We start from the raw sequence: 14,751 nt of genomic DNA, 5'->3' as shown, positions 1-14,751 counted from the left end.
GCGGCAGCATGCAGGGATGCGCTTCTCGATCAACATTCCGAACTTCGGCGACTTCGCCGACCCGAGGACGGTGGCGAAGGTGGCCGCCGCCGCGGAGCAGTCCGGCTGGGACGGGCTGTTCGTCTGGGACCACGTCCTGCACCGGCGGCACGCCCGGCCCTTCGGCGACCCCTGGATGCTGCTGACGGCCGCGGCGCTCGCCACCTCCCGGATCCGGCTCGGCACCCTGGTCACCCCGGTGGCCAGACGGCGCCCGCAGCAGCTCGCCCGGCAGGTGGCCACCCTGGACCGGCTCAGCGGCGGGCGGGTGGTCTTCGGCGCGGGCCTCGGCGGTCCGATCGAGGAGGAGTACGGCAGCTTCGGCGACACCACCGACCCCCGCGTGCTAGCCGAGCGCCTCGACGAGGGCCTGGAACTGCTCCAGCGCTACTGGTCGGGCGAACCCGTGACGCACGAGGGGCGGCACTACCGGGCCAGGGACGTGGCCCTGCGGCCCGGCACCGTGCAGCAGCCCCGCCCGCCGGTCTGGATCGCGGGCTTCTGGCCGAACCGCCCGCCGATGCGGCGCGCCGCACGCTGGGACGGCGCGGTCCCGCTGTTCGCCTCCGCCCGGCACGGGCATGTGCCGCCCGTCGACGAGGTGCGCGACCTTGCCGCGTACCTCCGCCGGCACCGCGGGGACCGGGAGGGCCCCTTCGAGCTCGTCCTCGGCGGAGTGAGCCCTGCGGAACCCTCCGGGGCCCGGGACCTGCTCGGCCCGCTGGTTGACGCCGGGGCCACCTGGTGGGACGAACGGCAGCTCCAGGAGGGCGACGACCTCGACAGGCTCGCGCCGGTCCTGCACCGCATCGAGCAGGGCCCACCGGTCCTCTAGGCCGCCCCGCACGGCCCCGCCGCCCGGCCGTCCTGCCGACCGCGGGCCGCCGGGGCTCACCGGGGTGTCGTGATGAGCACCGAGTTCGACACGACGGGCGCCGGTGAGGGCATCGCCACGTAATTCGTTTGCGGGTCCCTCGTCTGCTTCACGTTCCGGTACGTGCCGCCGTCCATCAACACCACGGACACCTCTCGCTTCGAGCCCGGGTCGGTGGTTCTCAGCACGGCGTCGTAGGTGTATCGCCCGGGGCCCTCGTCCAGGTCCCACCTCAGTGTCCAGTGCACATGCGGATCGGCCGCCGTACCGGTGACCTTGCGCACCACCCAGGAGAGATGGTCGCCCGGCGCGAGGACGCAGGACACGGTGGCGACCACGTGCGCCGCTGACCGGCTGGGTTTCCCGACCGGTTCGAGGACGACGTCCCCGTCCGCATGGCCGCAGACCGCCGTGGAGCGGGCGGGGGCGGACGGAGCGGACGCACTCGGCGGGGGCCCGGGATGGCCGAAGAGATCCTTCCAGAGGCCCAGATACTGGGCCACCACCGCTGCGGCCAGGGCCAGGAAGGTGCAGAGGCCGGTGGCCTTCGCGGCCCAACCGGCGCCCGGTCCGTCCCCGCTCCCCGCGGGCGTTCGCCGGCGGCGGGGAGATGGGCGGTTCGTGCGTAAGTGCGGATGAGAGCGCCGCCTCGTCATACGCTGACTTCCCTTCTTACGAGCGCGAGTTCGAAGAGGGCCGCACACACCGGCCGTCGAGCCGCCCGCCGGTATGCGTACCCCCAGGATCCCGCACGAGCGCGGTTCGTGCGCCGTCGCGGCCCCGGCGCGCCGGGGCCGCGGGGCCGGCGAGCGCCGGGGCCGCACGGACGTGTGCCTGGCCGCCCCCGGGGCCGGGTTCGGACCCGGTCCACCCGGGAGAGCCGCGGCTCCGGCCTCCCACCCTCCGACGTGCCGGAACCCCGCGCGTACAAGGGGCGCGAGCGGGCGTCGTGGCGGGTGCGGAACGTGCCGGTCCTAGTCCCGCGGGCCGCGCCGGGCGACGAGGGCCCAGATGCGGTGCGGGACCATGAGCGGTTCCTCGGGGAAGCGCTCGTCCAGCAGCCTGGCAAGGTCGGAGTCGTACGCGGCGACCCCGGCTTCGGGCAGGCTCGCGCCGACGCCGTTGCAACTGCGCATGCGGCCCCGCCACGCCTCGTGGGTGAAGGGCACCTCGACGTCGAAGCTGAACGTCTCCAGGCCCCCGAAGCCGGCCCGGAGGATGTCGAGGGTCCACTCCGCGTGGATGCCGGTGCCCCCGGCCAGGGGCCACTGCGGGTGGTGCGCGAGCACCAGTTCCTCGCTGGCCTCGCAGACGTTCCCGGGCAGCACCAGGTAGTCGCGGTGGCAGACCACGACCGCGCCCCCGGGGACCAGCAGGCGGCGCGCCTCCGCGGCGGCGCGCGGGCGGTCGAACCAGTGCCAGCACTGGCCCGCGCTGACCACGTCCCAGGCCCCGCCCGCCAGCCCGGTGTCCTCGGCCGGTGCGCACCGGTAGGCCACCTCAAGGCCGGCCGCGGCATCCTGCCCGCGGGCCTCCTCCAGCAGCTTCGGCGCGATGTCGACGCCGGTCACCGCGCAGCCGGCCGCGGCGAAGCCGCGCGCGAGCACCCCGGTGCCGGTGCCCAGGTCGGCGACCCGCTGCCCGGCCCGGCCCACGCCCATGGCGGCCAGCCGGGTGAACAACTCGGGCGGGAACACGGTCCGGTAGCGGGCGTAGTCCTGCGAGGTCCTGCCGAAGTCCACGGTCACCGGACCAGCATGCCGCACGGCACGGCAGCCCTCCAGTGGCGCGGTGACCCCCTCCAGCGGCGCTGCGCCCCCCAACGGCGGCGGCCCCCTAAAGCGCCCGCAGTCCCGCGGCCGTCGCGCCCGCCAGCCTGGCCAGGTAGCCCTTGGGCTGCTTCGCCCGCACGACCACCGCCCGCCAGTACAGCGGGCCCGAGATCAGATCGAGTGCGAGGTCCTCGTCCAGCTCCGCGGCGAGCTCGCCGCGCTGCACCGCCGCACGGACGATGCCGCTCGCCACGGACGCCTGGCCCTGGCGCAGCGCCTTCTGCAGGGCGTCGGCCATGTCGGGGTTGCGCGCCGCCTCCGCCTGGAGGTCGGGGATGATCTGGGAGGCCACCGGGTGCCGCAGCGCGCGGGCGGTCAGCTCGTACAGCAGCCTGAGGTCGCTCTCCAGCGAACCGGTGTCCGGCGTCGGCAGGCCCTGCACCGCCAGCGCCGACACCAGGTCGAGCACCAGGTGCAGCTTGGAGCGCCAGCGCCGGTAGACCGCGGTCTTGCCGACCCCGGCGCGGCGCGCGATGCCCTCGATCGACATCCGGCCGTAGCCCACGGCCGCCAGCTCCTCGAAGACCGCCGTCCGGATCGCCTCCGTCTTCTCCGCCCGCAGCACGGCCGCGCCCGCCGGCACCCTCCGCCGCGGCCGGGGCGCGTCGGCCGTCCTCCCGGTGCCGGACGCTGCCGCCCCGTCCGCCGGGCCCGCCGGGGATCCGGCCGGCTCCGTGGGTTCCGTGGGGTCGGTCGGGGACGTCGTCATGGAGGACAGCATAGATACGACGTTACAACGAAACGGTTGCGTTCCGACGGAAGCACGTTCTACTCTCGACGCTGCGACGATACGGAACCGTCGCGACGTGCCGGTCACGACGTCGCACACGGGGCCGGAACATCGTTCACCCCTCCCCGAGCGAAAGCAAACGGATGTGAGTCAGGTACTCGACACGCCGCCGTCCCCGGCGGAGCCCTCCCCCCAGGGCTCGGGGGCGGCCACCGCCCGGGCCGCCGCCCCCACTCCCGCGGAACTCGCCGCCCGGTACGGCCTCACCGTCAGCGGCTCCCGTCCGAGCCTGCCCGCCTATGTGGTCCAGTTGTGGCAGCGGCGGCACTTCATCACCGCGTTCGCCACCGCCAAGCTGACCGCCCAGTACAGCCAGGCCAAGCTTGGCCAGGTGTGGCAGATCATGACCCCGCTGCTGAACGCCGCGGTCTACTACCTCATCTTCGGCATCCTGCTGGGCACCAAGCGGAACGTGCCGGACTTCGTCCCGTTCCTGGTCACGGGCGTGTTCGTGTGGACGTTCACCCAGCAGTCCGTGCAGACGGGCACCCGTGCCATCTCCGGCAGCCTGGGGCTGGTGCGCGCCCTGCACTTCCCGCGTGCGTCGCTGCCGATCTCGTACTGCATCCAGCAGCTCCAGCAACTGCTGTTCTCGATGTGCGCGCTGGTCGTGATCCTGCTGTGCTTCGGTGTGCCGCCGGCCCCCTCCTGGCTGCTGGCGATACCCGCGCTCACGCTCCAGTTCGTCTTCAACGCCGGGCTGTCCCTGATCATGGCGCGGCTGGGCAGCAAGACACCTGACCTCTCCCAGCTCATGCCGTTCCTGCTGCGTACGTGGATGTACACGTCCGGGGTGATGTGGAGCATCGACAGGATGCTCTCGGGCCGCGACATCCCCCAGATCGTCAAGCTGCTGCTGCAGGCCAACCCGGCCGCCGTCTACATCGACCTGATGCGCTTCTCGCTCATCGACAGCTTCCACGCCGGCCAGTTGCCGCCCCATGTCTGGGCGCTGGCCGCGGGCTGGGCCCTGCTCGCCGGGGTCGGCGGGTTCATCTACTTCTGGCAGGCGGAGGAGACGTACGGCCGTGGCTGACACGATGGCTCACACCGAAACCGGGACGCAGGACGCCGCGCGGAGCGGCGAACGCGTCCCCACCGTGATCGCCGACGACGTCGACATCGTCTACCGCGTCAACGGCACGAAGGGCGGCCGGGGCAGCGCCACCGCCGCGCTCAGCCGCATCCTGCGGCCGGGCGCCGCCGCGAAGGCGTCGGGCGTGCGGACCGTGCACGCGGTCAGGAAGGTCTCGTTCACCGCCTACAAGGGCGAGGCCATCGGCCTGATCGGCACCAACGGCTCCGGGAAGTCCACGCTGCTCAAGGCCGTCGCCGGGCTGCTCCCGGTGGAGAACGGCCGGATCTTCACCAACGGCCAGCCCTCGCTGCTCGGCGTCAACGCCGCGTTGATGAACGACCTCACGGGCGAGCGGAACGTGCACCTCGGCGGCCTCGCCATGGGCATGTCCCGGGCGCAGATCAAGGAGCGGTACCAGCAGATAGTCGACTTCTCCGGGATCAACGAGAAGGGCGACTTCATCACGCTGCCCATGCGCACCTACTCCTCCGGCATGGCCGCCCGCCTGCGGTTCTCCATCGCCGCCGCCAAGGACCACGACGTCCTCCTCATCGACGAGGCCCTGGCGACCGGTGACCGCTCCTTCCAGCGCCGCTCCGAGGCGCGCATCCGCGAACTGCGCGCCGAGGCCGGCACGGTCTTCCTGGTCAGCCACAACAACAAGTCCATCCGCGACACCTGCGAGCGCGTGCTGTGGCTGGAGCGTGGCGAGCTGCGCATGGACGGGCCCACGGAGGAGGTCCTGAAGGAGTACGAGGCGTTCACGAAGAAGTAGGCACGCGGCCGCCTGCTCCTCCCGCCTTTCCCCTCGTTCCCCCTTGTTGCCCCTCGTGCCCACGGCGGGGTCCGGGAGTGCCGTGCACGGCGGCGGCGCACGGCGGGGCGCCGCGCTACGCTCCGATGAGCACCGTTCGACGGAGGGGCACAGCAGATGGGCGCGGCACCCGTACCCGTACCACTCAGGATCGACGACCCGAGGCAGATAGCCGGCTACCCGCTGCACGCCCGCATCGGCCAGGGCGGCATGGGCACCGTCTACCTGTCCAGGACCCGCGGCGGACAGCCCATCGCCGTCAAGCTCATCCGCCGCGAGTACGCCGGCGATCCCGCGTTCCGCGAGCGGTTCAGCCGCGAGGTGGCGGCCGCCCGCCGGGTCTCCGGCTACCACGTCATCCCGGTCGTGGACCACAACGCCGACGGCGAGCAGCCCTGGCTCGCCACCCGCTACGTCCCCGGCGTCCCCCTGGACGCCGCGCTCGATGCGCACGCCCCGCTGCCGCTGCCCACCACGCTCCAGTTGCTGGCCTGCGCGGCCACCGCCCTGCACGCGGTGCACACCGCGGGGATCGTGCACCGGGACGTCAAGCCGGGCAACCTCCTGCTCACCGCGGAGGGCCCCTGGCTGCTGGACTTCGGGATCGCACGGGCCGCGGGCACCACGACCTTCACCACCAAGGGCCGGCTGGTGGGCTCGCCGCGCTACATGTCGCCCGAGCACGCGATGGGCCGTCCGGTCACGCCCGCGTCCGACGTCTTCGCGCTCGGCCTGCTCGCCGCCGAGGCGGCCACCGGGCACCACCCCTACGGCCGGGGCAACGGTCTCGCGATCGCCGCGCGCATCGCGGGCACCGACCGCGAACCCCCCGCCCTGGACGGCGTCCCGGAACCGCTGCGCGCGGTCGTCGCGGGCTGCCTGGCCGCCTGGCCCGCCCGCCGCCCCTCCGCCGCCGGGCTCGCGGAGCTCTGCGCGGGCGCCGCGCGCCAGGACGTCCGCGACTTCACCGGCTGGCTGCCCGGGCCGCTGGCCGCGGAGGTGACGCGCGTCGAGCAGGCCCTGGCCGGCCTCAGCGCCTTCGCGGAAGCCCCCACCGTGCGCTCCCTTCCGGCGACCGCACCGCTGACGGTGACGGACTCCGAGGCCCAGCCGGCCTCCGAGTGGGCCCGCCGGGTGCGCAGGGACGTCCGGCCCGCCCCCTGACCCGCCACCGAACAACGGGCTGCGGGACCGCACGCCGGGCCCGAGCCGGTTGCCCGCCCGCCCACCGCGGCGGGCTCGCACCGACGGCCTGCCACCCACCGCGGCGGGCTCGCGCCGACGGCCCACCGCGGCCCACCTCAGCACATCGCGGTCGCCCGCGCGGCTCCCCGCGCCCCCTCGGGGAGCACGGCCCGCGCCGGTACCGACCGGTCGCGAAGGCCGTACCGCACGGGAACCTCGGCGACCACTGACGTGTCGTAAGCTCTGCATGCTCCGGACGCGGCCCGCGAAAGCGCCCGGTAACAGAGTCGGCATCCATCGGGGGAGGCTCCCATCTCTGGCAGCACGGGCGACATCCTGAGTCCCCTCGGTCCGCAGGACCCGCGCACGGCCTCCGGCTACAGCCTGCTGGCCCGGATCGGCGAGGGCGGCATGGGCACCGTCTACCTCTCGCACACCCGCGGCGGCCAGCCGGTCGCGCTCAAGGTGATCCGGCGCGAGTACGGCCAGGACGCCGACTTCCGGCGGCGCTTCGAGCAGGAGGTGCAGGCGGCGCGACGCGTGCAGGGCTACCACATCGTGCCCGTCGTCGACCACGACACCACCGGCGAACTCCCCTGGCTGGCCTCGACGTTCATCCCGGGCATCCCCCTGCACGACGCGCTCGCCGCGCACGGCCCGCTGCCGCTGTCCGCCGTCTTCCAGTTGGTGGGCTGCGCCGCACGGGCACTGACCGCGATCCACGCCGCGGACGTGGTGCACCGCGACCTCAAGCCCAGCAACATCCTGCTCGGGCCCAACGGCCCGTACGTGATCGACTTCGGTATCGCCCGCGCGGCCGACGCCACCCAACTGACGCAGAGCGGCGGCCTCATCGGCACCCCGCAGTACATGTCCCCCGAGCACGCCCTGGGCGATCCGGTCGGCCCGCCCACCGACGTCTTCTCACTGGGCCTGATCGCCGCGGTCGCGGCCACCGGCCGCCATCCCTACGGCGACGGCGGTGCCATCACCATCGCCGCCCAGATCGCCAACACCGCTCACCGTCCGCCGGACCTCTCCGTGTACCCGCAGGAGCTGCGTGACCTCCTCCAGAGGTGCCTGACCCCGGATCCCGCCGAGCGGATCCGCCCCGACGAGCTGGCCGGACGCTGCCAGGAGGCGGCCGGACGCGCCCTCAACGACATCAGGGGCTGGCTGCCTGAGCCCCTGGCCGCGGAGATCGCCCGGCGCGAGGAGGCCGCACGGACACCGCCGCCGCCGGCCGGCCCCCGTCTGCCGCCCGGCGCCCCGCGGATGCCGTCGGCCGCTCCGGTACCGCCCGCCCCGGGGCCCGCCGCGAGTGCGCCCGCCACCCCGCCGCCCGCGGTACCGCCGGTACCGTCCGCGGCTCCGCGGCCGGGCACGGCCGCCCCGTCGGGCGCGCCCTCGGCGCCCGGCGTTCCGGCCGCGCCGCCCGCCGACGCGGTGCAGGGCCCCGCGGCCCCGCCGCCGACCGGCACCCCGCCCGGGGCGCGTCCTTCGGCCGCCCAGGGCCCCGCCGCCCCCGCCCACGGCCACCCGGCCGCGGCACCGGGCACCGGCGCGGCAGGGGCCGGGCCCGGCTACGGCTACCCCGCCGCGCCCACCCCCGCTGCGGAAGCCGCGGGCCCCGGGTACGGCTATCCGCACGCGCACGGGACGTCCGCCGCGCCCGACGGCACCCGGCAGTTCGGCACCGGCCCGGCCGTGACCGGCCACGGGCCCGGACCCGGGCCCGGCTTCGGGCCCGGCTTCGGGCCCGGCTTCGGGCCCGGACCCGGCTTCGGGCCGGGTGCGGTGCCCGGCGGTCCGGCGCGGCCAGGGGGCACGGCCGCGGGCGCACCGCCGCAGCGGGGGTCCCGCCGCGGACGCCTGGTCCTGCTCGCCGCCGTCCTCGTCGTGGCGGTCGCGGCGGGCTCGGGAACCGCCGTCTGGCTGCTCGGCAGGGACAAGGGCGACACCGGCGCGCACGGCGGCCACGGCGGCAGGCAGAGCACGGGCCCGGCCGCCGACGGCGGTAGCCCGCAGGACGACGGCCAGGACGGCGCCTCCGGCGGGCAGGGCGAAGGCGGCAGCACGCAGAGCCCCGGCACGGCACCCGCGTCCGCTCCTCCGAAGGACGCCGCCTACAAGCTGATCTTCAAGGACAGGTCCCTCACCATCCGCACCCCGGGCACGTACGACACCACGGACGTCGACCTCGACGAGCCGAAGCTGGACACCAAGGGCCAGATGGACGACAAGATCGCGGACTTCAGCGTCTCGTCCTTCGACAACGGCTGGGAGTTCTACACCACCTTCGGCAAGAGCGCCGGCGACACGCCCCAGGAGTGCGCCACCGGCGCCGGTACCGACGCGCTGCCGAGCGAGATCGACGCCGGCCAGATCGGCAGGAAGAACAGCACGCTCAACGAGGGCGACCGGCTGTGCACCATCACCCGGGACGGCAACCTCGCCATGTTCGAGCTCACCACCGTCACACCCGCCCAGTACGACTCCCAGCCGCCCACGGTGGTCGGCAGGGTGACGTTGTGGTCGATCGACTACTGAGGACCTGAGCGGCGTACGCGGCGGTGGCCCGCCCGGCGCGGCACCCTGCCTCCCGCCCTGCCCGGCCGCGTGAGCGGGCCGGACAGGGCAGGAGGCAGGCAGGGCGGAAGGCTCCGCGTACCGCCTCAGGTATGCGTGCGCAGCAGCGTCCGCATCGTCCGCATCGCCACCGAGAGGTTGGCCAGGTCGAAGGAGTCCGAGCTCTGGATCTCCTCCAGGGTGCTCCTGGCGCGGCCCAGGATCGGCGCGTTCTTCTGCTCCCATGCCTTGAAGCGCTGCTCCGGCGTCGCCGTGCCGTCGCCGGCGGCGAGCACGTCCGCGGTGAGCGCCGCGTGCGCCGCGTACAGGTCCTCTCGGATGGAGGCGCGCGCCATGGTCTTCCACCGGTCGGTGCGGGGCAGTTCGACGACGCGGTCCATGAGGCGGGCGATGTTGAGGCGGTCGGCGAGGTCGTAGTAGACCTCGGCGACCTCCAGCGGGTCCTTCTGCATCCGGTCCGCGACCGCGACGATGTCCAGCGTCGGGAACTCCGACGAGAACCCGGCGACCCGCTCCGCCAGCTCGTCCGGCACGCCCGCGCCGCTCATCTCGTCGCGCAGGGACTGGAACCACTCGGCGTCGCCGCCGCGCAGCAGTTTCGGCAGTTCCGCACGGACCCGGGCCACGCCCTCGGCGAAGAAGTCGACCGTCTCGGTGAGTTGCAACGGCTGGGGCCGGTTGTTGAGCAGCCAGCGGGTGCCGCGCTCCACGAGCCGCCGTGAGTGCAGCCTGATCCGGGTCTGCACCTGGGCTTCGACCACGTTGTCGAGATCCTCCACCGCGTCCCAGACGGCGGCCAGGCCGAAGATCTCCCGGGCCGCGAGCTGCGCCCGGACGATCTCCTCCAGCGACGCCCCGGTCTCCTCGCGCAACCGGTGCAGGAAGGTGGTGCCTCCGGTGTTCACGGTGTCGTTGACGAGCAGGGTGGTGATGATCTCGCGGCGCAGTGCGTGGGCTTCGATCTGCTCCGTGAACCGTTCGCGCACCGCCTGCGGGAAGTAGGCGTGCAGCAACTGCCGCAGGTGCGGGTCGTCCGGCAGGCTGGTGCCGATGATCTCCTCGGCGGCGGTGATCTTCGTGTAGGCGAGCAGCACGGCCAGCTCGGGCTGGCTCATGCCGCGGCCGGCGTTGAGCCGCTCCTTGATCTGGCGGTCGGTGGGCAGGAACTCCAGGGCCCGGTCCAGATGGCCCTCCCGCTCCAGGCGGCGCATGAAGCGCTGGTGGGCGTGGAGCAGCGAGGGCGCCTGGACGACGGAGTTGGCCAGCGCGATGTTCTGTGCGTAGTTGTTGCGCAGCACCAGCGAGCCGACCTCGTCCGTCATCTCGGCGAGGACCTTGTTGCGCTGCTTCACGGTCAGGTCGCCGTTGGCGACGACGGCGTTGAGCAGGATCTTGATGTTGACCTCGTGGTCGGAGGTGTCCACCCCGGCGCTGTTGTCGATCGCGTCGGTGTTGGCGCGGCCGCCGCGCTGGGCGAACTCGATCCGGCCGAGCTGGGTGAGGCCGAGGTTGCCGCCCTCGCCGACGACCCGGACGCGCAGATCGGAGCCGTCCACGCGGATGGCGTCGTTCGCCTTGTCGCCGACGTCGGCGTGCGACTCGGTGCTCGCCTTGACGTAGGTGCCGATCCCACCGTTCCAGAGCAGGTCGACGGGGGCCTTGAGGATGGCGCGCATCAGGTCGGCCGGGGTCATCTTGGGGGCGTTGCCCTCGATGCCCAGGGCTCCGCGGATGTGGCTGTTGAGTTGGATGGCCTTGGCGGAGCGCGGGAAGACGCCGCCGCCGGGGGAGAGCAGCGACTTGTCGTAGTCGGCCCAGGAGCTGCGGGGCAGCTCGAAGATGCGGCGCCGCTCCGCGTAGGAGGTGGCCGCGTCCGGTGTGGGGTCGATGAAGATGTGCCGGTGGTCGAAGGCGGCGACCAGCCGGATGTGCTCGCTGAGCAGCATGCCGTTGCCGAAGACGTCTCCGGACATGTCGCCGACGCCGACCACCGTGAAGTCCTCGGTCTGGGTGTCGTGGCCCAGCTCCCTGAAGTGCCGCTTCACGGACTCCCAGGCGCCGCGCGCGGTGATGCCCATGCCCTTGTGGTCGTACCCGGCGGAGCCGCCGGAGGCGAAGGCGTCGCCCAGCCAGAAGTTGTAGTTCTGCGCGACCTCGTTGGCGATGTCGGAGAAGGTCGCGGTGCCCTTGTCCGCCGCGACCACCAGGTAGGTGTCGTCCTCGTCGTGCCGGACCACGTCGTCGGGGGGCACCACCTCGCCGGCCACCAGGTTGTCGGTGATGTCCAGCAGCGCCGAGATGAACGTCCGGTAGCAGTCGATGCCCTCGGCGAGCCACGCCTCGCGGTCCACGGACGGGTCGGGCAGTTGCTTGGCGACGAAGCCGCCCTTGGCGCCGACCGGCACGATGACCGTGTTCTTCACCATCTGCGCCTTGACCAGGCCGAGGATCTCGGTACGGAAGTCCTCGCGCCGGTCCGACCAGCGCAGTCCGCCGCGCGCGACCTTGCCGAACCTCAGGTGGACGCCCTCCACCCGCGGCGAGTACACCCAGATCTCGTACGCGGGCCGGGGCGCCGGGAGGTCCGGAATGGCCTGCGGGTCGAACTTCATGGAGACGTACCCGTGCGGCCGCCCGGCTCCGGCCTCCTGGAAGAAGTTGGTGCGCAGGGTCGCCTTGATGACGGTCAGGAAGGACCGCAGGATCCGGTCCTCGTCCAGGCTGGCCACCTGGTCGAGCGCGCCCTGCACCTCCTCGAGCAGGCCGTCGGTCAGCTCGGTGCCCGCGCGCTGCCGCTCCGGTGCCATCCGGGCCTCGAAGAGGGAGACCAGCAGCCGGGTGGTGTGCACGTTGGTGCGGAGGGTGTCCTCCATGTAGTCCTGGCTGAACGTCGAGCCCGCCTGGCGCAGGTACTTGGCGTAGGCGCGCAGCACCATCGCCTCACGCCACGTCAGGCCGGCGCCGAGCACGAGGGCGTTGAAGCCGTCGTTCTCCGCCTGCCCGGTCCACACGGCGGCGAAGGCCTCCTGGAACCGCTCGCGGGCGTCGTCGCCGAGGTAGTCGCCGACGGTGCCGGTGGGCCCCGGCATCCGGAGCCCGAAGTCGTAGATCCACGCGGTCTCACGGTCGGCGCAGCGCAGCTCGTAGGGGCGCTCGTCGGTGACCTCCACGCCCAGGCGGCTGAGCACCGGCAGGACGGAGGAGAGCGAGACCTGGCCGCCGGTCCGGTAGATCTTGAAGCGACGCTCGTCGGGTCCCGCGCCCACCGGCTCGTAGAGGGAGAGCGCGAAGTCCTGCTTCGCGGGGCCGCGGCCCTTCCCGCCGCCCGCGGTCCGTACGCCGTTCAGCTTCTCCAGGTGGACCAGGTCGGCGACCGCCGCGCGCGGCGAGTGGTCGGCCTTGTAGCCCTCGGGGAAGGCGCCCTGGTAGCGGCGGAGCAGTTCGGCGGCCCGCTCCTCGCCGCACTCGGCGTTCAGCGCCTCGCTGAAGCCGTCGTCCCAGCTTCGCGCGGCGTCCACGAGACGGGCCTCGATGCGGTCCCGGTCGGCGTCGCTGAGCAGCGGCAGCTCGGTGCCGGGCGCGACGCGGACCACGAAGTGCAGCCGGGAGAGGATGGACTCGGTGTTCCAGGCGGTGAAGTCGACACTGGCGCCGTGCAGCTCCTCCTTGAGGATGTCGACGATCCGCAGCCGCACGCCCGTGGTGTACCGGTCGCGGGGCAGGTACACGAGGGCCGAATAGTAGCGTCCGTACTCGTCCTTGCGGAGGTAGAGCCGCAGCCTGCGCCGTTCCTGGAGGTAGAGGACGCTGGTGACGATGGCCTGCAACTCGTCGGCCGGGGTCTGGAACAGCTCGTCCCTGGGGTAGGTCTCGAGGATCTGCAGCAGGTCGCGGCCGTCGTGGCTGCTGGGCGAGAAGCCGGCGCCGCGCAGCACCTCCTGCACCTTGCGCCGGATGACCGGCACCCGCCGTACGGACTCCGTGTACGCGGCGGAGGAGAACAGGCCGAGGAAGCGGCGCTCGCCCGTCACGTTCCCGTCCGCGTCGAACTTCTTGACGCCGACGTAGTCCAGGTACGAGCGCCGGTGCACGGTGGAGCGGCTGTTGGCCTTGGTCAGGACGAGGAGCTTGTGCTCGCGTGCCTTGGCGCGGGCGTCGGCGGGCAGCCGGCTGAAGGACGGGCTGACGGGGTGTTCCTCGTTCGCGTCGTGCTTCGGGTCGGCGCGCAGGATGCCGAGGCCGGTGCCGGGCACCGCGGCGAGCGCGTCCTCACCGCGCAGGTCGTACTCGCGGTAGCCGAGGAACGTGAAGTGGTCGGAGGAGAGCCAGCGCAGCAGCTCGCGGGCCTCCTCGATCTCCTCGTCGGGCAGGTCGGCGGGGGTGGGCTCGGTGGCGAGGCCGTCGGCGATGCGCAGCGCGGCGTCCCGCATCTTCTCCCAGTCCTCGACGGCCTCACGGGAGTCGGAGAGCACCCGCAGCAGATCGGAGGTGATCTGCTTCAGGTCCGCGCGGTCGGTCTCCCTGTCGATCTCGACGTGGATCCAGCTCTCGGTGAGCGCGTCGTGCGGCAGGTCCGGCTTGCCCGTGGGCTGCGGCGCCTCCGCCGGCAGGACGTCCAGCAGCTTGCCCGTGATGTCGCGGCGCACCACCACCTGGGGGTGGATGACGAGGTGGATGCCGCGCGCCTGGCGGGACAGCTCGTTGGTGACGGAGTCCACCAGGAACGGCATGTCGTCCGTGACCACCTCGACCACCGAGTGGCTGGAGGTCCAGCCGTTCTCCTCGACGGTCGGTGTGTGGACCCGGACATTGGCCGTGCCCTGGGGGCGGTTTTCGGCCAACCGATAGTGCGAGAAGGCGGCGCCGAAGACATCGACCGGGTCACGGTCGGCGAGATCCTCTGCCGCCGTGTGCAGGTAGTAGCGCTGGAGAAACGCAAGCACGGCGTCCTGGTCCGGAGCGCCCGGGGCGTCCGGGGCCCGCTCGCCCGTCGTCCCGGTCGGAAGGTGCCCCCCTGCCGGGCTGTTCTCAGCTACCCGAGCGGCCCGTGCGAGCAACTCGGCTTTGGCTTCGTCCAGCTTGGTCTGCATTGTCCTCTAGCTCCTGTCACGCACCGTTGCGTAACGTAAGGTGATGAGATGTAACGCCGCGACGCGGGGTATCCGGTCAAAGTCGACGTTATTCCGCGATGAGAGATGAGCGGGGTCTTTTCGGCGTTTTCCGCCACCGAACCCCCTCCGGGAAGATCAGCAGCAGCCCGGCGACGGTGCTTCCCCGTGCTCTCCGGGCGCAGGCCAGGGGCGGGGCCCCCGCGACATATCGCGCTGATCACAGCACCACGCTACGCCACCCACCGAGACGCTTCATCGGCCAGGAGTACACAAATCCCGGCCCTGAAACTTGGCGATGTACACGAGAACGCTCCGCACTCCCGGTGTGCTCGGTGAGTTCGATCCGGCCCCGACACCCCGCCGAACTGGCCTTAAGGCCGCTCCACGAGATCGGATCCGGCCATCGGAACCCGGACCGTACCGACGCGTCGCGGAGGAG

Annotated in this window: 9 protein-coding genes; 5 read left to right on the top strand and 4 right to left on the bottom strand. The window is 72.8% G+C overall.

Features of this window, described 5'->3' with window-relative positions; all coding sequences use genetic code 11:
• Window positions 1-16 precede the first annotated feature (16 nt).
• The gene (locus IE313_RS10475) at window positions 17-874 is read left to right on the top strand and encodes an LLM class flavin-dependent oxidoreductase (protein WP_189930729.1); all 858 of its coding nucleotides are present in this window, start codon (window positions 17-19) and stop codon (window positions 872-874) included.
• Between the two features lie 56 nt (window positions 875-930).
• On the opposite strand, the gene IE313_RS10470 is transcribed toward IE313_RS10475, so the two are convergent.
• The 3 genes from IE313_RS10470 to IE313_RS10460 form a co-directional block, all read right to left on the bottom strand.
• Complete coding sequence (locus tag IE313_RS10470; protein ID WP_189930728.1) at window positions 931-1,419, bottom strand: hypothetical protein; 489 nt, start codon at window positions 1,417-1,419, stop codon at window positions 931-933.
• Window positions 1,420-1,887: 468 nt separating this feature from the next.
• The gene (locus IE313_RS10465) at window positions 1,888-2,661 is read right to left on the bottom strand and encodes a class I SAM-dependent methyltransferase (protein WP_189930727.1); all 774 of its coding nucleotides are present in this window, start codon (window positions 2,659-2,661) and stop codon (window positions 1,888-1,890) included.
• Window positions 2,662-2,749: 88 nt separating this feature from the next.
• A complete protein-coding gene (locus IE313_RS10460; RefSeq protein WP_189930726.1) occupies window positions 2,750-3,466 on the bottom strand; it encodes a TetR/AcrR family transcriptional regulator in 717 nt (238 codons plus the stop codon).
• 154 nt (window positions 3,467-3,620) lie between these two features.
• On the opposite strand from IE313_RS10460, the gene IE313_RS10455 reads away from it, so the two are divergent.
• The 4 genes from IE313_RS10455 (at window position 3,621) to IE313_RS35065 (ending at window position 9,162) form a co-directional block, all read left to right on the top strand.
• A complete protein-coding gene (locus IE313_RS10455) occupies window positions 3,621-4,571 on the top strand; it encodes an ABC transporter permease (RefSeq protein ID WP_189930725.1) in 951 nt (316 codons plus the stop codon).
• A gap of 4 nt (window positions 4,572-4,575) precedes the next feature.
• Complete coding sequence (locus tag IE313_RS10450; RefSeq protein WP_189930958.1) at window positions 4,576-5,388, top strand: ABC transporter ATP-binding protein; 813 nt, start codon at window positions 4,576-4,578, stop codon at window positions 5,386-5,388.
• Window positions 5,389-5,544: 156 nt separating this feature from the next.
• The gene (locus IE313_RS10445) at window positions 5,545-6,591 is read left to right on the top strand and encodes a serine/threonine-protein kinase (RefSeq protein ID WP_189930724.1); all 1,047 of its coding nucleotides are present in this window, start codon (window positions 5,545-5,547) and stop codon (window positions 6,589-6,591) included.
• Between the two features lie 333 nt (window positions 6,592-6,924).
• Window positions 6,925-9,162, top strand: coding sequence for a serine/threonine-protein kinase (locus IE313_RS35065; protein ID WP_373316968.1), 2,238 nt, complete (start codon window positions 6,925-6,927; stop codon window positions 9,160-9,162).
• Window positions 9,163-9,287: 125 nt separating this feature from the next.
• On the opposite strand, the gene IE313_RS10435 is transcribed toward IE313_RS35065, so the two are convergent.
• Complete coding sequence (locus IE313_RS10435; protein WP_189930723.1) at window positions 9,288-14,291, bottom strand: NAD-glutamate dehydrogenase; 5,004 nt, start codon at window positions 14,289-14,291, stop codon at window positions 9,288-9,290.
• Window positions 14,292-14,751 lie beyond the last annotated feature (460 nt).

It is taken from the genome of Streptomyces sulfonofaciens (assembly GCF_014656295.1).
Lineage (GTDB): Bacteria > Actinomycetota > Actinomycetes > Streptomycetales > Streptomycetaceae > Streptomyces > Streptomyces sulfonofaciens.
The sequence above is the reverse complement of the archived record's forward strand: the minus strand, read 5'-3'. Positions and strand labels throughout refer to the sequence as shown.